Source organism: Streptomyces sp. W16 (assembly GCF_033194735.1).
In the GTDB taxonomy this organism is placed as follows: Bacteria; Actinomycetota; Actinomycetes; order Streptomycetales; family Streptomycetaceae; genus Streptomyces.
Map to the genome: position 1 here is coordinate 25004 of NZ_JAWOAI010000001.1, position 18996 is coordinate 43999.

General features: G+C 68.6%; 20 protein-coding genes and 1 pseudogene. 12 read left to right on the forward strand and 9 right to left on the reverse strand.

Annotated features, from left to right (window positions below; genetic code table 11):
• Window positions 1-33: 33 nt before the first annotated feature.
• On the reverse strand, window positions 34-306 hold the full coding sequence (locus tag R6V09_RS00060) for an acyl carrier protein (RefSeq protein ID WP_317879210.1): 273 nt from the start codon (window positions 304-306) through the stop codon (window positions 34-36).
• 741 nt (window positions 307-1047) lie between these two features.
• Between R6V09_RS00060 and R6V09_RS00065 the strand changes: the two genes are divergently transcribed.
• Window positions 1048-1803, forward strand: coding sequence for a helix-turn-helix transcriptional regulator (locus R6V09_RS00065; protein ID WP_317879211.1), 756 nt, complete (start codon window positions 1048-1050; stop codon window positions 1801-1803).
• Window positions 1804-2041: 238 nt separating this feature from the next.
• The gene (locus R6V09_RS00070; RefSeq protein ID WP_317879212.1) at window positions 2042-2188 is read left to right on the forward strand and encodes a hypothetical protein; all 147 of its coding nucleotides are present in this window, start codon (window positions 2042-2044) and stop codon (window positions 2186-2188) included.
• Window positions 2189-2553: 365 nt separating this feature from the next.
• Here R6V09_RS00070 and R6V09_RS00080 read toward each other — a convergent pair whose 3' ends face one another.
• Window positions 2554-2727, reverse strand: coding sequence for a hypothetical protein (locus R6V09_RS00080; protein WP_317879213.1), 174 nt, complete (start codon window positions 2725-2727; stop codon window positions 2554-2556).
• 276 nt (window positions 2728-3003) lie between these two features.
• Window positions 3004-3195 (reverse strand): helix-turn-helix domain-containing protein, encoded by a 192-nt coding sequence (locus tag R6V09_RS00085; protein ID WP_317879214.1) that lies wholly within the window; start codon window positions 3193-3195, stop codon window positions 3004-3006.
• Here R6V09_RS00085 and R6V09_RS00090 point away from each other — a divergent pair.
• Window positions 3134-3367: pseudogene (locus tag R6V09_RS00090) on the forward strand (IS701 family transposase); the annotation flags it as partial. The gene R6V09_RS00085 and the pseudogene R6V09_RS00090 overlap by 62 nt on opposite strands.
• A gap of 147 nt (window positions 3368-3514) precedes the next feature.
• On the opposite strand, the gene R6V09_RS00095 reads toward R6V09_RS00090, so the two are convergent.
• Window positions 3515-4165 (reverse strand): response regulator transcription factor, encoded by a 651-nt coding sequence (locus R6V09_RS00095; protein ID WP_317879255.1) that lies wholly within the window; start codon window positions 4163-4165, stop codon window positions 3515-3517.
• Window positions 4153-5439, reverse strand: coding sequence for a sensor histidine kinase (locus R6V09_RS00100; protein WP_317879215.1), 1287 nt, complete (start codon window positions 5437-5439; stop codon window positions 4153-4155). Before R6V09_RS00100 ends, R6V09_RS00095 begins: the two co-directional genes overlap by 13 nt.
• Before the next feature lie 184 nt (window positions 5440-5623).
• On the opposite strand from R6V09_RS00100, the gene R6V09_RS00105 reads away from it, so the two are divergent.
• The gene (locus R6V09_RS00105) at window positions 5624-6196 is read left to right on the forward strand and encodes a hypothetical protein (RefSeq protein ID WP_317879216.1); all 573 of its coding nucleotides are present in this window, start codon (window positions 5624-5626) and stop codon (window positions 6194-6196) included.
• Window positions 6197-6238: 42 nt separating this feature from the next.
• On the opposite strand, the gene R6V09_RS00110 is transcribed toward R6V09_RS00105, so the two are convergent.
• Both R6V09_RS00110 and R6V09_RS00115 read right to left on the reverse strand, forming a co-directional pair.
• On the reverse strand, window positions 6239-6412 hold the full coding sequence (locus R6V09_RS00110; RefSeq protein ID WP_317879217.1) for a hypothetical protein: 174 nt from the start codon (window positions 6410-6412) through the stop codon (window positions 6239-6241).
• Between the two features lie 755 nt (window positions 6413-7167).
• Window positions 7168-8103: a nitrilase-related carbon-nitrogen hydrolase gene (locus R6V09_RS00115; protein WP_317879218.1), complete on the reverse strand. Its 936-nt coding sequence runs from the start codon at window positions 8101-8103 to the stop codon at window positions 7168-7170.
• A 291-nt stretch (window positions 8104-8394) separates the two neighbouring features.
• Here R6V09_RS00115 and R6V09_RS00120 point away from each other — a divergent pair, with 291 nt between their 5' ends.
• Window positions 8395-8844, forward strand: a complete 450-nt coding sequence (locus R6V09_RS00120; protein ID WP_317879219.1) for a peptidase inhibitor family I36 protein — start codon at window positions 8395-8397, stop codon at window positions 8842-8844.
• Here R6V09_RS00120 and R6V09_RS54495 read toward each other — a convergent pair.
• A complete protein-coding gene (locus R6V09_RS54495) occupies window positions 8822-9496 on the reverse strand; it encodes a recombinase family protein (protein ID WP_442809941.1) in 675 nt (224 codons plus the stop codon). The genes R6V09_RS00120 and R6V09_RS54495 overlap by 23 nt on opposite strands.
• Window positions 9497-9791: 295 nt before the next feature.
• Here R6V09_RS54495 and R6V09_RS00130 point away from each other — a divergent pair, with 295 nt between their 5' ends.
• Both R6V09_RS00130 and R6V09_RS00135 read left to right on the forward strand, forming a co-directional pair.
• Window positions 9792-10166 (forward strand): effector-associated constant component EACC1, encoded by a 375-nt coding sequence (locus R6V09_RS00130; RefSeq protein ID WP_317879220.1) that lies wholly within the window; start codon window positions 9792-9794, stop codon window positions 10164-10166.
• Between the two features lie 2 nt (window positions 10167-10168).
• On the forward strand, window positions 10169-11293 hold the full coding sequence (locus tag R6V09_RS00135; protein ID WP_317879221.1) for a caspase family protein: 1125 nt from the start codon (window positions 10169-10171) through the stop codon (window positions 11291-11293).
• Between the two features lie 469 nt (window positions 11294-11762).
• Here the strand turns inward: R6V09_RS00135 and R6V09_RS00140 are convergent, their stop codons facing one another.
• Window positions 11763-11999: an RICIN domain-containing protein gene (locus R6V09_RS00140; protein ID WP_317879222.1), complete on the reverse strand. Its 237-nt coding sequence runs from the start codon at window positions 11997-11999 to the stop codon at window positions 11763-11765.
• Between the two features lie 561 nt (window positions 12000-12560).
• On the opposite strand from R6V09_RS00140, the gene R6V09_RS00145 reads away from it, so the two are divergent.
• The 5 genes from R6V09_RS00145 to R6V09_RS00165 all read left to right on the forward strand — a co-directional run bounded on the left by R6V09_RS00145 (window position 12561) and on the right by R6V09_RS00165 (window position 18926).
• Entirely contained in the window at window positions 12561-12869 is a 309-nt protein-coding gene (locus R6V09_RS00145; protein WP_317879223.1) for a trypco2 family protein, read from the forward strand.
• Window positions 12870-12894: 25 nt separating this feature from the next.
• On the forward strand, window positions 12895-16863 hold the full coding sequence (locus tag R6V09_RS00150; RefSeq protein ID WP_317879224.1) for a tetratricopeptide repeat protein: 3969 nt from the start codon (window positions 12895-12897) through the stop codon (window positions 16861-16863).
• A 4-nt stretch (window positions 16864-16867) separates the two neighbouring features.
• Window positions 16868-17320, forward strand: coding sequence for a DUF4913 domain-containing protein (locus tag R6V09_RS00155; RefSeq protein ID WP_317879225.1), 453 nt, complete (start codon window positions 16868-16870; stop codon window positions 17318-17320).
• Window positions 17321-17431: 111 nt separating this feature from the next.
• Window positions 17432-17908 carry a DUF2165 domain-containing protein gene (locus tag R6V09_RS00160; RefSeq protein ID WP_317879256.1) on the forward strand — a complete coding sequence of 159 codons (477 nt, stop codon included), beginning with the start codon at window positions 17432-17434 and terminating at the stop codon, window positions 17906-17908.
• 172 nt (window positions 17909-18080) lie between these two features.
• The gene (locus tag R6V09_RS00165) at window positions 18081-18926 is read left to right on the forward strand and encodes an IS5 family transposase (RefSeq protein ID WP_317879226.1); all 846 of its coding nucleotides are present in this window, start codon (window positions 18081-18083) and stop codon (window positions 18924-18926) included.
• The last annotated feature ends 70 nt before the right edge of the window (window positions 18927-18996 follow it).

Here is an 18996-nt window from a genome sequence, read left to right on the forward strand (position 1 = left end):
TCCTGGGTGTGCGGGCCCCGGTGTCCGTCCCGGTCACCGGTTGCCCGCCGTGTCGGGCAGGGGTGCGCGGAGGCCGGCCACCAGGTTCGTCAGAGTTCGGATCGAGGAGAAGTGCTCCGGCACGAAATCCTCGTCGGAGATGGTGATGTCGAACGCGTGCTCGCACTGGGCACGGAGCTCGGTGAATCCGAGAGAGTCAACCCCGAGGACGTCCCGCAGGCTGTCGTCCGGGCCGATCTGGGAGGGTGGAACTTCCACGAACAGGTCGTCGACCAGGATATGGGCGATGGTTGTCTCGATGTTCATGATGCAGTCCCCTGTGTTGCCGATCGGACCGTCTTTCCGTAGACCGTGCTGATCATTTTTGAACGCCCTTTCATGTCGCCGATGGACGTGAAAAAGGGGAGGCGCAGGCATGCGTGACCGCAAAACGGCCGCCCTTCGGAGAGGGCAATGCGACCATACAAGGTTCAAGCTTCGAGGGTCGACTACGAAAACCCTTAGCCCCGCTTGACAAAACGTGAAAAATGGGACGCATCCTGGCGGGGATGTGTGGGATTTCTGGTCCGGGGAGATCAATATTCCGGGTTACTGGCGGGTCTATTAGAAACCTTCCGACGTGTTGACCCATTCCTTGTGCAACCTTGCCCGGTCGAGGGTTTGAACCCGATGGCGGGTCTCTGTGTCGTGTGATGGCGCGCTGACCGGTACGTGCGCCATCACACAGAACCGCTCTCTTGACCAACTGCCGTTCCTGCAAGGCAAACTGAGGTGTTTCATCCTGCCGGATGGAATCGAACCTCTGTTTGGCAGTGTTTCCTTCGTCCTGAATTTCAGCCCCTGAAATAGGTCACCCGAAGCCGAATCGCGCCGTTTCCCAGAGGGGCGAGCGCAGCGGTCTACGTGTCCGGAGGCTCCCGCGAACTCCGCGCCCTCGCCTCGCGCCGAACCTCACATCCTCCGAGCCTTGCCCCCCACCCCTCAGGCATCGCGCCACGCGAGAGAGGTACTGCTTTGTCTGCGAACGAGCGCCCGGATCCCCCCACTGTGCGAGCCGCCGTCAGACCGGCGCCGGAGACCCCGACAGGGGTTGCCGCAGAACTGGGCACGATTCACCTCGATGCCGGCCTGCGGATCGTGGAGGCCAATGACGCGTTCTGTGAGCAGATCAGCCTCACGCGCGCAGAGGCCCGAGGTGAGCCGTTGTCGCGGTACTTCCACCCGACGGCCAGGGAGAACTTACAAGAGCACTTGTGGCAGCTCCTCGACGGCAGGCACGGGGACTTCAGCGTCCCCGCGACGCTGTTGGGCGCGGACGGGGAGGAGAACGACTGCCTGGTCACGGCCATCTCCGTCAACACCGTGCCGTTCGTCTCCTGCGCCGGTTGCGCCCGTTGGGCCGCGCTCGTGCTCGTCATCCCGAACACCGAGCAGAGCACCCCGCTCGCCCTGGCCCCGGCGCCGGTGGCGCTGGCCGAGGTCCCCGCGCACGTTCTGGAAGGAGTGGCGTACGGGTTGTCCACTCAGCAACTGGCCTCGCGGCTCGGTCTCAGCAGTCACGGGATCGAATACCACATCAGCGTGATGATGCGGAAACTCAAGGCCCCCAACCGCTCCGCCCTGGTGGCCCGCGCCTACGCACTCAACATCTTGACGACGGGTTGTTGGCCTCCCCGGGTGAACCCGCAGTACGCCACGAGGTCCACGGTCGGCGCCTCCTCCCACCCGCCCCCGGAAACGGCCTCGGGCCTGCGGCAGTCCCCATCGTCGGCCGACGGCATTAAGAACCGCCAACGAAAATGAGTGACGGGGAACGCCAGGCTCACGCGACATGAGTCACAGTGGTTCGCAAGCGGCAGCATTCTTCCGAGAGGCCCGCCAGAGCGGAGTAGTCCGGTTTGTCCGGGATGGCGCAGGAAGCCCGGGGTTGCGTCCATGGAGATGGTGTACGGGTTCGACCTGATCCGGGGGTTTGCTCCGGCATCGGGATGGTGCCCGCATAGATGAACGGCCACCGGCTGATCTTCGAAGTGTTGAATCCATGTCCCTGGATGCCTGGCGCGATCGCGACCTGCCTGATGCAGCCCGAGAGGGATACATGATCGGCATCAACTGGAGCGGACCACGCCTCGTCGGCTGGAGCTTCACTCCGGTGGAAGTCCTCAACCGCCTTGCAACGGGTAACTAGTGCTGGATTCCTCATTGAATGTACACATATCGGCGCCGTAGCAGGCGAGTTGGTGGTGCGGGTCTGCCCCATACCCAGGGCTGGGCTCGGGTGTTGAGCTGGGATGTTGCAAGGCGGGTGGCGTGTTCGATCTCGGCTGGTCCCGTGAAGGACTGGCCTGCGAGGGCGGCCTTGCGGAAGATGCGCCACCAGCCTTCCTGGAGGTTGGGCCAGCAGGCGCCGACGGGGATGAAGACGTGCTGGATTCTGGGGTGGCCCTTCAGCGACGTCCGGATGGACAGGCTGTTGTGCGAGGACAGGTTGTCGGTGACGACGTTGATGTCCCTGGTGGGATTGGCTGCCTCGACGATGTGAAGAAACTGCTGCTAGAAGGCACTGTTGCGGGAGGAAGCGGTCATGGTGACCTCGTATCCGTCCTGTACTCGCAGTGCGCCGTAGACCCAGGTCTTCGCCGGTCCGCGACCGTAGTCGACTTCGGACTTGATGCGGCGGCCGTCCGGCGACCAGCCCGGCGCCGGCGGGAACGTGTGGGGGATCACCGATCCGAGCTCGTCGGCGCAGACGACCGTCGCGCCCTCCGGCGGGCAGGTGTAGAGCTCGATGATCCTTGTCCTTTTCCCTCGAACTCTGTGTCTCTCGACCTCGTCCAGGACCGGGTGCGGCGCCAGCGCACCCCCTCAGCCAGCAGGATCCGGCGGACCTGGCTGCGGCCGACCTCGATGCCTAGCTTCCTGGCTTCGGCGGCCAGTGCGCCTAGGGTCCACTCTGGCGGCCCGGACTCATCCTCCGCGGCAGCTCGCCGTCGGCCTACACGGTCAGTCGACCCAGCGGCGCCTGCTTGACCAGGCCGATGATCCTTGAGCGTTCCGCCGTTTGCGGCCCTGCCCGCCCAGATCTTCCAGTCCGTCCAGGCCCAAGCAGTTGAAGCAGTGCAACCAGCGGCGGACCGTCTTCTGGCTGCACCTCAACTCGTCCGCGATGGCCGCTGACCTGGTGCGGTGGGCCAAGATGTGCTGGCGGATCGAGCACGATTACCGCGAGCTCAAGCATGGCCTCGGGCTGGACCACTTCGAGGGCCGCACCTGGCGCGGCTGGCACCACCACGTCACCCTCGTCATGGCCGCTCAGGCATTCCTCACCCTCAGGCGAGTCGGCCCAAAAGTCCGCACACCGGCCTGACCCTCTATGCCCGGTGGCTGTTGTCGAGGGTGCGGTCACCCACTGGGGTGACAAGCGTCTCGTTCAAGGTGGCTTGTCTCGCGGTGGGCCCGTGGGGCTGCCGGTGGCCCTGCCGGGAGGGGAAGCCGACGTTCAAGTGACGGTCCGTCAGTTGGGGGCGGCGTGCAGGAAACGCAGTACGGCAAGGACGCGCCTGTGATGGCCGTCCGCAGGGGGCAGGTCGAGCTTGGCGAAGATGTTGTTGATGTGTTTGGCGACCGCGCTGTCGGTGACGACCAGGTCTCCGGCGATGGCGGCGTTCGAGCGGCCTTCGGCCATCAGGGCGAGTACCTCTCGCTCGCGCGGCGTCAGCCGTTCCAGCGGGTCACTGTCACGGCGCAGTAGCAGCTGGGCGACGACCTGCGGATCCAGTGCCGTGCCGCCGGCCGCCACCCGCCGTACTGTCGCGGCGAACTCCTCGACGTCGGCGACGCGTTGCTTGAGCAGATAGCCCACGCCGCTGGTGTCGGCGGTCAGCAGGTCGGCGGCGTACCGCTCCTCGACGTACTGGGACAGCAGCACGACGGCCGTCGCCGGCCACTGCCGCCGGATTGCCAGCGCCGCGTGCACTCCCTCGTCGGTGAAACCGGGCGGCATGCGGACGTCGATCAGGGCCAGATCGGGCCGGTGTTCCCCGACCGAGGCCAACAGCGCCTCGGTGTCACCCACTTCGGCCCTGACCTCGAAGCCCGCCATCTCAAGCACCTTGACCAGCCCCACCCGCAGCAGCACGGAGTCCTCGGCGATCACCGCTCGCACAGCGACTCCCACGGCAGCTCCGCGGCGACAGTGGTCGGGCCTCCGGCGGGGCTGCTGATCCGGAAGACGCCGTCGACGGAACCGACGCGCCCCGCCAGCCCGGTCAGCCCGGTGCCGGCGGCCGTGTCGGCGCCACCCACACCGTCGTCGGTGACCTCCACCCGCACCACCTTTCCGGTCCGCCGTACGCTTACGTCCACGCGTGTGGCGCGGGCGTGCTTGGTGACGTTGGTCAGCGCCTCGGAGACGACGAAGTACGCGACCGATTCGGCGCCGGGCGCCACACGCCCGTCCAGGTCGACGTGGAGGCGTACGGGCAACGGTACCCGGGCGGCCAGGCCGGACAGCGCCGCGTCGAGGCCGCGATCGTCGAGCACCGCGGGATGCAGTCCGCGGACGAGGTCGTTCAGTTCGCTGATGGCCTCCTTCGCCTCACGGTGCGCCTCGTCGATCACCCTGCGCGCCTCGTCCGGCAGGTCCGTGAGCGTCGCCCTGGCCAGCCCCAGATTGACCGCGAGGGAGACCAGGCGCTGCTGAGTGCCGTCGTGCAGATCGCGTTCGATCCGGCGGCGCTCGGCGTCGGCCGCCTCGGCCAGGTCGGCGCGGCTGACGGCGAGATCCGTGACCCGCCGCTCGAGTCGCTGCGCACGGCTGGGCCCGAGCAGCGCCCGCGCCGCGCGCGTCTCCAACCGGGTCACCGTCGCGGCGAGCGGGGGCGCCGCGGCGAGGAGCAGCACGCCTACCGCGGTGACGTATGCCGCCTGGGTGAGTCCCGTGTGCGTGGCCCACATCCACCCGTAGACGGTGGCGCACCCGATTCCGGTGCCCCATACGGCCAGGACCAGCACTTCCGCGGCGGCGAGAGGCGGCCCAAGGAGCGTGTGGTAGGCGGCCTTCCGCCAGGTCTGCGCGGAAGTGAACAGACGGAGCAGGTGATGCGGCCCCAGACGCTGTCCCGCCGCCGCCGCTGCCGAGGCCGACGGGGAGCGAGGGATGTCCGCTCCGAGCAGTTCTTGATGACGCCACCTTTGAGCCGCCGTCAGCGGCAGCGCGACCAGGAGGAGCAGGAGGACGACGGCGACCAGCCCGGGAACGATGTCCCAAGGCGTGTGCGCCGATCTGACGATCGGCTTGGCCCCGAGCCACAGCCACGCCGGTATCGCGGCGAGATGCGGCACCACACCCGCGGCCAGGAAGGCGGTGTCCTGCCGGGCCGTCCTGGCCCGTCGTCGCAGTAGACGGCGGGGCGGTCCGAGTACGGAGGGGAGCGTCATGGACCGACCGTAAAGCTCCAGGTGGGGCGGGGACCATGCACCTGTCTTCAGGTTCGATGGTGAAGTCCGCACCACCCCGAAGCCGGATCCGTCCGTTACTGACCTTCGCGCGCCCCGCAGCCACGCTGTTTCCACCAGGCCGCAGACCCGCTGCGGTACTGACAGAGACGGGGTGGAAGACGCCATGGACGCACCACACGCGCAAGATCCGGGAGCCCACCGTGAGCAGACGCCTCAGCAGCCGCGGTCCGCGGGGCGGACGGTCACCGAACTCCAGGAGACCGGAGTTCCGTACGACGCGGAGACGACGCCCGGTCCTGGGCCGTCGTCGCGACCTAAGTGGCGCGGTGGCGAGCCCCGTTGCCTCGGCCTGGCGCTGGTCGGCTGCGGCGTCGCGATGCTGCCCTGGCTCGTCGTCCTCGCGAAGACCCTGCCGGGCACCACGCGCGTCCGTCACTGGTCGACCGCCTGGGTGGGACTCGACGCCCTTGAGGCGCTCGGTCTGGCCACCACCGGTCGGCTGCTGCTGCGCGGGGATCCCCGCTGCGCTCTCACGGCCACGGCCACCGCCGCCCTCCTGGTCACCGATGCCTGGTTCGATGTGACAACTTCGGCCGCGGGCACCGAGTTCACCACGGCCGTCGTGATGGCCATGGGCGCCGAGCTGCCCATGGCGACGCTGTGCACGCTGTTGGCTGTCCGCTCGCTTCCGCGTCCGCCCCGGGACCCGGGCCGAGGTGTCCGGACGGGCTGGTGACCGATAGCCCGAAGCATCGGTACGGCGGACGGTCTGCGGCCTTCACCCCTGGGCGAGGACTGCCAGCGCGTTGTCGGCGACCTGGAGGTAGTCGGCGCGGGTGCGGCGCTCGTCCGCGGTCGCGTCGAAGGCGTAGATCAGCCGGGCGACTTCCTCACGTGCCGGCTGTCCGCTGTCATCCGGGACCCGCAGGTCCCGATAGCCGTCCTGGGTCATCGCCACTCCTCGGCAGGGCGAGTGCCTACCATCGCCTGCTGCTGTCGCGCTTATGTCGCGGCGACTCGTCGGAGAGATCATCCCGGTCCCAGCAACGGGCGGATGGGGCAGAGGAGTTGACGGCGAGGGCGGCGGGGCAGAGGACCTGGTGCCCGTAGCGGCGCGGGCGGGCTCGTGCAGCCGCTGACAGGTCTGGTCCTCGGCTGGTCTGGCGGGCCACGTCTGAACCCGCGCCCATCCAGAAGCCGACAGCCCGACCCCATCCCTGTGCCTCGTGAACGGAGAAGGCCCCGGAGCAGGCGACGCGCCACGCAGCTGCAGGCAGGGGGACCGACGAAACTCGCTGGCAGATGGTGCCCCGGTTCTCTGGCACCGGCACTTACCGGGATGCCGGAGAGCGTTTCCCGTGGTCGTTGCCCACGAGTGCCCTTCCGCGGTCAGCGGGCAGTCTGGATCACCAAGCGCACTTCGCGGGATGTCGTCGCGCAGCAACGGCAAGGTCCGGTCGAAGTCCTGGAGCAAGCCTCCACCGTCAACGGGCCACAGCCGGGAGTTGGCGATCGGAATGCCGATGTAGGCGCGGCCGGGTGCGTCATCCCAGGTCGGGTCCAGCACGGTCCCGTCAGCACGCACGATTCAGGCATGCGGCAGTTTGAGAGTGGCCGGATAACTCCCCACTGGCGGCCAGTCAGTGGGGAGTTATCCGGCCCTGGACGGTGACGCTGCGTGCATTGCCAGGTGGCAGGCTTCCGTTCTCAGTGGGCGGGGCGTAGGGCCGGATTGAGGGCCAGGCGGTTGTCGGTGGGGTGGTGACCCTCAGGGCTGAAGGGCGGGATGGTCGCGGGCAGGCAGTCGGCGATCAGGAGGCAGTCCTGGTGGCGGTCCTCAACGGTGGCCACCACCAGCGGTTCGCCGTCGGGTCCCCAGATGCCGGAGTTTCCCTGGTACTGCCAGGCGCCGGCGGGGACCTGTTCCCAGCCGCGGCGGTTGGCGTAGGCGACGAACAGACGCCAGACGCTGGCCATGGCGGGGATGATGTGGCGGGTGGCGTCCTGGTACGGAACGCGGCTCATGGTGCCGTCAGCCAGACGGAAGTGGCCGTCGGCCGCGGTGGGGCCGAGCACGATCTGTGCACCGTGCTCGGCCAGGTACTGGTACAGCGGCGGGAACTCGCACTCGTAGCAGTTCAGTACGCCTACCGTGATGCCGTTGATCGTCACGAGGGGCGGCAGGTCCTGACCGAAGGAGTAGTTGCGTCGTTCTGCGGCGCCGTACAAGTGGGTCTTGCGGTAGTTGGCGGCCACCTGCCCGTCGGCGGCGATCACGCTGATGGAGTCGTAGAAGTCGCTCCCGTCGCGTTCGGGGTAGGGCAGGACCACGGACAGGCTGTTCTCTTTGGCGGCCAGCCGGGCCCGGTCGATCGAGGGCCCCTCGCGGTGCTCTGCCAGTTCCCGGCACTGGCCGGGGCCGAGGGCGTAGCCGGTGGTGTACTTCTCGGGAAACACCACCACCTGGCAGTCGTAGGCCGCAGCCAGAGCGGTGACCTCAACCAGGCGGTCCATGTTCTGCTGCACCGCCTCCCGGCTGCCTACCGGCCCCTGCCCCTGGTACAGCGCCACCCGCAGACCCTCGCCGACGGCGGGCGCGTCGCGCAGTGCGGAGCGGAAAACGATACGAACGGGCTGCGTCATCGGTGAGTGCTCTTTCCATGATCGGCGATCCCCGCGACCGCCCCATGAGAAGAAACGAGTCACTGTCTCAGCGGACACCATGATCATTGTGGTGACGGTGTCGAACCGTCAGGCCAGAGGTAGCGACCTCGACGATCAGCAGCCTGGTTCAGGGCCTCGGTATCTCCGCGGCCCCCTATCCGCATCGGTGCAGAGCGTCACCTCCGTGCTGGCCATCCACGGGGAATTCCCGTTGGCCACTGTCACGCATTCGCTACCGTGTCCGACGGAGTCGATCATCGTTAGCGCAGCATGATCAAGAAGAGCTTCGCGGCAGCTGTCCTTGCTGTCGCTGCATTGGTGGCGCCTCATGGGCCGGCGAACGCGGCTGCCGACCCGATCCGTGAAATCAGCGGTCACGGGCTGGGTGCCTGCCCCCGCCCGGCACTGTGTCTGTATGACGACCACGACTTCAACGGCACGGAGGACGGTCGCATCTGGGTGATCACGGGCAGCGTCAGCAACCTCCAGGCCTCCGGGGCGAACGACAGGGTCACCTCCGCCTACATGAACACGCCCACGGGTTACGAAGCCTGGGCGTACAGGGACCACGACTTCGGAGGCGACAAAATGATCATGTACTTCGACAAGCAGGTGCCCAACCTCAACGACAGAATCTCCCTCAAGAGGCCCGACGGAACGGAGTTCTACGGCTCGCTGAACGACGAAATCACCTCTGTCACCTTCTACACAGTGGGCTGATCACGACTCCGCATACGGCGTGACCAGGAAATGCGCACCGGGCTGGTGAACGCACTGTGCGGGCAATCCGGCCTTGTGCGGCGTGCTTCGGGCGGATCCGTCCGAAGCGACGGCTGGGCCGCGGGTGGGACCTGGCCGTGTTGTAGGTGTGTACCCCAGGCATCGACCGCGGCCTGGGCTGCGGGCAGGCCAGCGAACGGACCGGAGACGTCGAGCAGTTCACGGTGGTGGGTCTGCTGCCACCTCTCGATCTTGCCCGTCGTGGTCGGAACCGACGCTTGTCACTGCTCCAGCCGCTCCTGCCTCCCCCGAGGAACCGTCCCACGCGGCCGGGCCCGCAGCGCCGGTCACCATGCTGATTCCGGTCCCGGCACCGGCGATGGGGTTCGAGACCGTCGTCGCGGCCGGCGGCCTGGTCGGCGACCTCCAGCAGTTCCAGGGCGCCGCGCCCCAGGCGCTTCAACTCGTGCACCACGAGGGTGACCCTCGCGCCGAGCGAGCGGTACTCGCAGGCCGCCGCCAGGGCGGCCTGCATCTCGGGGCGTTCCCTGCCCCGGGTGCTGATCTGTTCCTGGAAGAGCCGGTGCACGCCGGAGGCTTCGAGGGCTCGTATTCCGGTCCTACCCCAACTACTCATTTCTGCGAACCACATCCGTCCCGGCGCGGCCCGGCCGATTCGCGTCCGAAGGCGGCAGCGCCGCCGGACGGTGGCGATCGGGTCGAGGATGGACAGACGCAACAGCCGTGCAGCCGTACTCCGGTATCCAGTACCCGCCTTTCAGGTCAGCCAGCTTGTCGACTCGGTAAGTAGTCCCGACCGGCTGCCGCGGGCTGCCGTGTGCCGCCACACTGTGAGGTACGGCTTCGTGACAACTCGCCACCGGGGACGCATGCAGGACGACGCCTCGATGAGAACCGGGCACACAGATCACTGGGCAGGCGGCTTGGTGAAGGTACTCCTGATCATCGCGCCCGACCCCGAACTGGGCCTGGAAGCGGCGGAACGGCTGGCGCGCCAGCTGCGGGTCGAGATCGCCGAGCTGGATGTCGAGTCGGTCCACTCCGGGCCTGGCGCCCCGGCTCCTGACGGTGCGAAGGGCGCCGAGGCGGTCGCGGTGGGGGCAGTCGTCGTAGCGCTGAGCGCGTCCGGTGGCGTGTTCACCGCGCTCATCGAGGCCGTGCGCGACTGGCTTGGCAGGTCCTCCGCCCGGCATCGGGTTTCGCTGACCATCGACGGTGACACGATTGAACTGGAGCGGGCCTCCGACGCGGAGCGGCGCGAACTGGTCGATGCCTACGTCCGCCGCCACACGGGTGGTTAGCCGTGGGACGCCGGCTGGCGCTGCTGATCGCCACTTACGACTACCAGGACACCGGACTGCGGCGGCTGACCGCACCGGCGCACGACGCGGAGGCGCTCGCCGCGGTGCTGCGCGACCCGGCCATCGCCGGGTTCGAGGTCACCACCCTGGTCAACGAGCCGCATCACCGGGTCGGCGAGGCCATCGGCGACTTCTACCGCGACCGCCGCCGCGACGACCTGACCCTGCTGTACTTCACCGGCCACGGGCTCAAGGACGACGACGGCCGCCTGTATCTGGCGATGACCAACACCCGCCGCGACAGCCTGCTGTTCACCGCGCTGTCGGCCGAGCAGATCGATCAGGCGATGGAGGGCTGCGTCTCGCGGCAGAAGGTGCTCGTCCTCGGCTGCTGCTACAGCGGGGCGTTCCCGGCCGGCCGCCTGGCCAAGGCCGACGCCGGTGTGCACGCGCTGGAGCGTTTTCAGGGCCGTGGCCGCACGGTGCTGACCGCGTCGGACGCGACCCAGTACTCGTTCGAAGGGAATCAGCCGCAGGGCCAGGCGGTGCAGTCGGTGTTCACCCGCTACCTGGTGGCGGGCCTGCGGGACGGCAGCGCAGACCTCGATGGCGATGGCGACATCACTCTCGACGAGTTGTACAGCTATGTCCACGATCGGGTCGTCGACGAGATGCCACAGCAGCGGCCCAAGAAGCAGGACAACGTCGAGGGCCGTACCGTCATTGCCGCCAACATCAACTGGAAGCTCCCTGCCTACCTGCGCAACGCGATCGGCAGCCCGATCGCCCACGACCGGCTTGGTGCCCTCGACGGGCTCGCCCACCTGCACCGGATCGGCAACGACGTCGTCCGTGGCGCTGTCCTCGACGAGATCCGCGGTCTTGCCGACGACGACAGCAGACTCGTATCCGCTGCCGCTACCGCGCGGCTGCAGTCCGTCCTTCCCCAACCGCCCGAACCCCCTCTCCCGGGCGCCAGCCCCGCCCAAGAATGTCGAAGGACATCTCACGCCACAGCCCCGGGCGTCCACGCCGATGCTGCTGGCCCGCTCCCGTCACGCTTCCCTACGGTCCCGGGGACGCTGCGCTCGCCCCTGAGTCGACGCGGTCGCCCGGCACGTCGCTGAGCACGACCCCGCCGCTCGCCGTCGGGGTCGATCACGGCGGTCTACGGCACGTTTCCGGTGTATTCCGGTTGGTCTTCCTCACCAGCGTCACTGGTAGTGGTCGGCTATTGAGCAGCCAGTCGATCACGCACGCCATGAACGATGCGCTGAACGAGGTCGTGTATACGCTCGGGTTCGAGCGGAAGCGGTACGGCGATGGGGGAGCCTGGATCGTTACCGGGCAATGACGCACCGCAGCGGCCGGCCGCCGGAGTATGTTAGGCGCCGTTTTTCTTGGCGAGATGACGGATCAAGGCTGGACGAGGGCCCCCACCGCGCGGGGCCCTCGTCGGTGACCGGGCTACTTCTTGGGCTGGTTGGCCACCTTCCAGCACTGCGACAAGGAAGGCGGCGCATCCCACATCGGGGTTGGGACAACGCACACGTTATTCAGGGGGCTGTCGCTCTGCGGCGCGAGGGCGTAGCCGGGCTAAGCGCTGGGCATGATCGCGTAGCTGTCGATGCCGTCGTGAACGCGGCGGAAGATCCACTGCTGCCGGATGCCCCCGTCCTTCTCCTGCAGACGCGGGAAGTCACCGGCCGCGGTGGTCGAGGCGGTCAGAGAGCGGTTGTTCTCGTAGCTCTTGATCAGATAGCCGCCGTCGCCGGTCACCTCGTGGATGAACATGAACGGGCCGTTGATCGAGTCTGTGTGGATGTCGGGCATGTGCCCTCGCTTCCCTCGTGTCGGCGTCGCTTGAATCCTGGAGCATTACCGGCGGGACCCCGTGAACGCGAAGCCGGGGGGAATCTCGCCAGTCTGGAAGTTCGACATCAGTGCTTTGTCCGTTACGGCTCCGGTGCCCAGGGAAAAGACACCGCGCCGCAGCCCCACAGGCCACGGCACGACCCACGCTAGGAGCGTCCTGAAGATCTTGGAATCGCGCCCGGCTTGCACCGTTTCATGACGATTGACATTTACCGGCAATCCGGTGTGAGCCTGGCGGCCGGAGCGAGATCTTCAGTGGCCTCCTAGGGGAGCTTTCGCGCCCCTTCTTCACCTTCCAGGGCAAACCACCAATAAGGGGGTAGCGGAAGCTCGCCCGGTCTATCCGCTCCGCTCCTGCGCCCCACTGCGTCACGAACGAACGTGTCACCGATCCTGCTGGCCTATTCCGTTCGTTGGCCTGCGCAGTGGTCGGCGGTCGGGTAGGAACGACCCATCCCTGACTCATCATCACTACGATGTAGATGTATGCGCACGATGACGGGGTGACGGAGGGTGAGCATGGCGCGTGGCGAGCACGACGAGGACTGGTTGGACCTGGCTGACGCCATTGAGGTACTGCGCGACCAGCTGTCGGAGGCGCAACGCCGCGGCCAGGGCTCCCCGCTGCGCTTCGTACTGGGCGAGATCACCGCGGAGTTCGAGATCGAGCTGGTGCGGACGAGGAACGGCGGCGGCGCGCTGCGGTTCGGCGTCGTGGAGGCCGACGCCCGCCGGGAGCGCTCGGCACGCTCCACCCAGCGCGTGACCCTGCGTCTGAACCCGGAGCGCCGCGGTGGCGGGGACGTGGCCGTGGGTGACGTCGAGTGAGCCGAGCGATTCCGGGGGCGAGCTGATGCAGCTGAAGCAGGTCGTTCAGGTCTGGGTCCCCGACGTGAGCTTCGGCACCGGCTATCTGATCGCGCCGCGGCTCGTCCTGACCGCCGCGCATGTGGCGCCGCCGCTCCACGGGCAGGCAGAGATCGTTCTTCCCGAGTCGGGCGCGACGGTCTCCGCGGTCGTGCGGTGGCGAAGGCATGACGACACCGTGGACGCCGCCCTGCTGGAGATCCCGGCCGACCGGGAATGGCCGGTACCCGAGCCGCTGCGCGGCCCCCGCGGTCGCCGCCCGCAGCGCTGGGGCCGGTTCGTGACGGGCGGCACCCACATGGAGGTCGCCGTCGCGGGATTCCCCCGGCAACAGCGGACCGAACCCGTGCGAGGCGGGGAGCCGCTGGGCCACCGGGGCTGGGAGTCGCTGACCGGCTGGGTGAGGCCGCACGGCGGCACGAACGCCTCCGAGATCCTCGACACCGCCGACCCGCTGTGGGGCGACATCGAGGGGTCCGCGACGACCACCCCGTGGTCAGGGATATCGGGCGCGGCCGTCTTCCCACGCGACGGGGAACTGCTGCTCGGCGTGGTGCGAGACGACCGCCGGCCCGGCCAGGGCACACGGCTGACGTTCACCCGCAGCGACGACCTGCTGACCTGTGCCGAGTTCCGCGCGGTTGTCCGCGAGGCGACCTCCGTCGACCCGACGCCCGAACCGGCCGAGCTCGCGGGCCTGTTGGAGCCGACCCCGCCCAAACGGGAGGTGACCTCCCTCACCATGCTGCTGCGGGCCGACGCCGAGGTCGTGTCCTTCCACGGCAGGGAGGACACGCTCACCGACCTGGTGCAGTGGTGTGTGACAGATCCGGACGGCCTGCCCTCCGTCCGTGTGCTCACCGGTCCGGGCGGGCAGGGCAAGAGCCGGCTGGCGCGGCAGCTGATGGCACGGATGCGGGACCGCGGCTGGGTGGCCGGTCAGCTGGTCCGCGAGCCGCTCGACCTGCGGGTGCTGCGCACCGTCCAGCACCCGCAGCTGTTGGTCGTCGACTACGCCGAGACCCGGCCCGAGCTGGTCAGGGAGCTGCGGGAGCAGACCGAGCGGGCCGGACACACGGTGCGCCTGCTGCTGCTCGCCCGTTCGATCGGCTCGTGGCAGATCAGGGCGACCGGCGCCCTCCGCGAGATCAGGCTGCACGCCCTCAGCCCCGCCGCCGCCGACCGGGACCAGGCGTTCCGGACGGCGGCCCGCGATCTCTCCCGACGCATGGCGGAGGTGACCGACGAAACGGGCGTGGACTGGCCCGGCGTCGCGGACGCGCTCCCCGCGGCCCGCCCCGGAGGGGGCCCAAGGACCGAGACGGCGCTGACCGCGCAGATGGCGGCACTGGCCGAACTGCTGCGCCGCGTTCGGATCACCCCGCAGGACGAGGAACCGCTGGAGGCCCAACTCCTGGGCCACGAGAAAAAGTACTGGCTGCAGAGCGCAGACGGGTGGGAGATGGGGCGGCGGGCGAAGAATCTGCTCGCTGACGCTGTGGCGGCGGCCGTGCTGTGTCCCGTGCGGGACGAGGGGGAGGCCCGCGAGACCCTCGCACGGCTGCTGCCTGATGAACCGTCGTCACTGAGGTCGGACATCGGCGCCTGGCTGCGCGAGCTGTATCCGCCGTCCGAGGACCGTTACTGGGGCCAGTTGGAGCCGGACCGGCTTGCCGAGTACCACGCCTCCGAGCAGGTCATCGATGACCCGAGGCTGCTCGGGAGGCTGTTCGCCCGGTCCCCGGACCACCAGCGGGTGCAGACCCTCACCGTGTTGGCCCGGTCCGCCGTGGCCCATGTCAACGAAGGCCGCCCGGACAGGGCGCGCACCGTCATCGACCGGCTGCGTGAGGCGCTGCGCTCCGTGCCCGCCGACGTACCGCTGACCGCCACGATGCTGCGCGCCCACTCCGACACCCTGCCGGAACAGTCCCATGTGCTGCGCGAGTACGCGCTCGATGTCGCCAGCGAACTGAGCCGTCTCTGCCGCGCGACGGAGGACGATCCGCAGGCCCTGAGGGACCGCGCGTGGGCGTTGCACAACCTGGCCGAGCGGCACCTGGCGGTCGGCGACTGGGAGGACGCCCGGGATGCGGCCGGCGCCGCAGCGGCGATACGCGAACGGCTGGCGGACAACGGGGCGACGACGCACCGCACGGAGTGGGCCGACTCGCTGCTGGCGCTCTCGCGTGCCCTGAGCATGACCGGACGCCTGATGGAGGCACACGACGCCGGAGAGCAGGCCCTGGGTCTCTTCCGCGCGCTGGCGGCCGAGGACGGCGAGGAGCGGGAGAAGCGCGAGCACGGCCTGGTGCGAGCGCTCGTCAACGAGTCGCTGGTGGTCTGGCAGCTCGATCCGAACGCGATTTCCTTCGACCAGATCGCCAGGTCCGACGACCACACCGACGAGGCCGTCCGACGTGCCCGCGAGCTGGTGGCCCGGCACCCCGATCTGGATCCGCTCCTGCTCCCCGACGCGCTGGTGGCACGGGGCACGAACCTCTGGCGCTTCCAGCGGCATTCGGAGGCGGTTTCGCTGAGCGAGGAGGCGGTCGAGACCGCTCGCCGGCTGGCGGGAGAGAACCCCGACTCCTACACCGCCGACCTTGCGCGCGCTCTGATGGTCCTGGCGGTCGACTCCAACGCCGCCGCGCGACCGCCCGGCGAGGCGATGACGCTCGTACAGGAGGCGATCGGACTACTGCGCCCGCTGGCCCGGGATCTTCCGGGCGTCCACCGCCCCACACTGGCGCAGATGCTGCACAACCTCGCCTGGGAGCAGCACGAGGCCGAAGACTTCCCAGCGGCACAGAATTACATCGGAGAGGCCATCCGTCATCGCCGGGACCTGGCGCGCGATCCATACGGGACCACGGTGCCGGGCCTGGCCCAGTCGGTGAGCTCGCTCGCCTCCTTCCATGCGGACAAGGGAAACCACCGAGCGGCGGTGAAGCATTTCGAGGAGGCTCTCGAAATCTACGCGCAGGCCCGACTGCCGCTCAGCGCGAGCAACTTGAAGGCACGCTCCGGAACCGCTCTCGCACTCGGCCTCTCCTACGACGCACTCGACCGCTCGACGGACGCGCTGACCGCCCTGAACCAGGCCCTCGACATGCGGCGCCGCCTCAGCGAGTATGCCCCCAGCCTCTACACACAGGGGTACGCCCACACCCTCCACGACAGCTCCGACCTGTACCGCAGGCACGACCGGCAGGTCGCGGTACGCATCCTGCTGCGTCAGGCGCTACCGCACTACCGTCGGCTGTCCCGCGACAGCGGGGAGGGACGTCAGGGGCTGGCCTTCTGCCTGCATGACCTCGGCACCAGTTATCTGGCGTCCTGGGGAGTGACGGCCGAGCGGGCGGTTCCCGTACTGCGGGAGGCATATGAACTCCGCGTTGAGCTCTCGGCGGGAGGGGCGCGGCAGGAGGTCCAACTGGCCGACACCTGCACGCAGCTGTGCCGTGCGCTGATGATGACGAGCCGCTTCCACGACGCTGTCCGCATCGCGGAACACGAGGTGCGCCTTCGGCGCAGGCTGCTCGGCACAGACCCGGCCGGCCACGAGCAGCCTCTCTACTTCGCCCTGTTGCGGCTGGCCGAGGGGCAGGCGATGACGGGGCACGACTCCGCCGCCTGGCACACCGCACTTCAGGCGGAGAAGGCCTGCCGGGCGCTGACCGATCGCCCCGGTCTCCCGCCGGCTCGGATCGCGCACCTCCTCCAACGGCTGGCCCGGGCGTTGAGCCTGTGCGGCAGGCAGGAGTGGGACCGGGCCGCCCGTGCGGTGGAACCGGCGCGGCGGGCCGTCCGCATCTATCGCGGCCTGGTGGATCAGGACCCGCACCGGGCCCAGACGGACCTGACTTGGACCCTCCGCCTGCTCGTCACGGTTCTGGAGCGCATCGGGCGCCACGACGAGGCCATCGACGTACAACTGCGAAGAGGAGCATGACGCCATGACGTCACCCCGCGACGAGGTGCAGGACGAGTCGCTCGAGGACATCCGGCGCGACGAGGAGGAGGCCGCCCGCACGGGAGAGCTGTTCTACGGGAACGTCCAGGAATTCGTGGCCGATCGGCTGGCCTATCTGCTGACCCCTCCCACCCCGGACTCCGGACGGGTCTGGTGCCCGGAGTGGTACAGGCACGCTCAGGCGCTGTCCCGGCTGGACTCCCTGTGGCGGGCCTGGGAGATGCTGCGCTTCGATCCCGCCCTGGGCATGTCGAACTGGTGGCTGCACCACGCGGACCCGCACTGGCGGGCGCTGACGGACCCGGTCACAGGGCCGTTCGGCCACTGCGTCGGCGGCCACCACACGCCTGAGCCGCTGCAGCTGTACCAGCCGCCGGACGGGCTCTTCTTCGACCAGAGGGAGGCGCGGTCCAGGGATCCGTTCACCCTCGACTGAGCAGCCCGGGCCGCCCTGCATTCTGGCTCCATACGCCTAGGCGGACCGGTCGTCACGGGAAGATGGCCGTCATGTCCACCAACACAACCCCCCCATACCCGGGCCGTCTCGCTGACCGCCACCCTCCTCACCGCGGGCGTCGCCCTCTACATCGCCCTCGTGGCCTTCGGTAACATCACCGACTTCGGCACCAACCGGGTGTTCGTGCAACACGTACTGGCCATGGACACCACGTTCAAGGACGATGACCTGATGTGGCGGGCGATCACCAACAAGGGGATACAGAACGCCGCTTACGTCGCCATCATCGTCTGGGAGACGCTCGCCGCCCTCGTCCTCGTCTACGGCACCTGGCTCTGGGCCCGGCGCGCCCACGCCCGCGCCCACAGCATCTCCGCCTACGGCCTGCTCATGCTGGTCTTCGGCGCCGGGTTCATCGCGATCGGGGGCGAGTGGTTCTCCATGTGGCAGTCCAAGACCTGGAACGGGCTCGACGCGGCGCTGCGGGTGTTCGTGCTCAGCGGGGTCGTGCTGCTCGTCGTGCAGCTGACCCAGCTTGCCGACCGGCGGACCGCCTCAACCACCTGAGCTCGCCTATTCAACTGTCGTCAGTTCGCCCTGGTGCCCAGCCGGATGGTGACTGTAGGTGGTCTCCAGCGGCGCGCGGCTCTTCATCGCCTGTCGATAGAGGGCGTCTGAAAAGCCTGCCCAGTGGGCAAGTTGCCTGGTAGCGGGGTGGTGCGCACTTTCGGGGGCTGGGGTGTGCGGGCTGCGTACCCGTTACTCGACGGATCTGTCTGATGCGGAGTGGGAGATCCTCCGTCCGTTGGTTCCGGCGGTCAAGTCCGGTGGTCGGCCGCCGAAACACATGCGGCGGGAGATCCTCAACGCGCTGGCGTACTGGCTGCGGGCCGGATGCGCCTGGAGACTGTTGCCGCATGACCTGCCGCCGTGGCAGACGGTCTATCACTACTGGCGGCGATGGCAGCAAGAGGGCGTGTGGGAGCGGATGTTGACGGCGTTGCGCGAACGCGAGCGGGTGCAGCTCGGCCGCGAACCCACTCCCAGCGCTGCCATCGTGGACAGTCAGAGCGTTCGGGCCAGTGAACGCGGTGGCCTGCACGGTTACGACGGTGGCAAGAAGGTCAGCGGCGTCAAGCGTCACCTGCTCGTCGACACCCGCGGCACCGTCCTGGTCACCTGCGTGAGCCCGGCCAACGTCGGCGACCGCGACGGTGCCGCGGTGCTGTTCTCCCTGGCCGCCGATGCCTTCCCACGCCTTCGGCACGTGTGGGCGGACCAGGGCTACCGCGGTGCCGACTTCCACGCCTGGGCCCGGGAAGCCACCGGCATCACCGTGGAGGTCGTGCAGCGCCGCGACGGAGGATTCCGCTCAACCTGGGCTCGGGTGGGAGCACCGCCTCCGGCAGTACCCCTCTTCGCAGTGGTCCCTCGCCGTTGGGTGGTGGAGCGGACGTTCGCCTGGCTGGGACGGTGCCGCCGCCTGTCGAAGGACTACGAGTACCTGCGCGTCTGCTCGGAGAACGCCATCTACCTCACCATGGCCATGCTCCTCGTGCGCCGCCTCGCAAGACCAGCCAACTGACAGGCTTTTCAGACGCCCTCTAGAGTTTTCCGCTCTCGCTGAGGAAGTAGTTGTAGGGGCCGACCAGCAG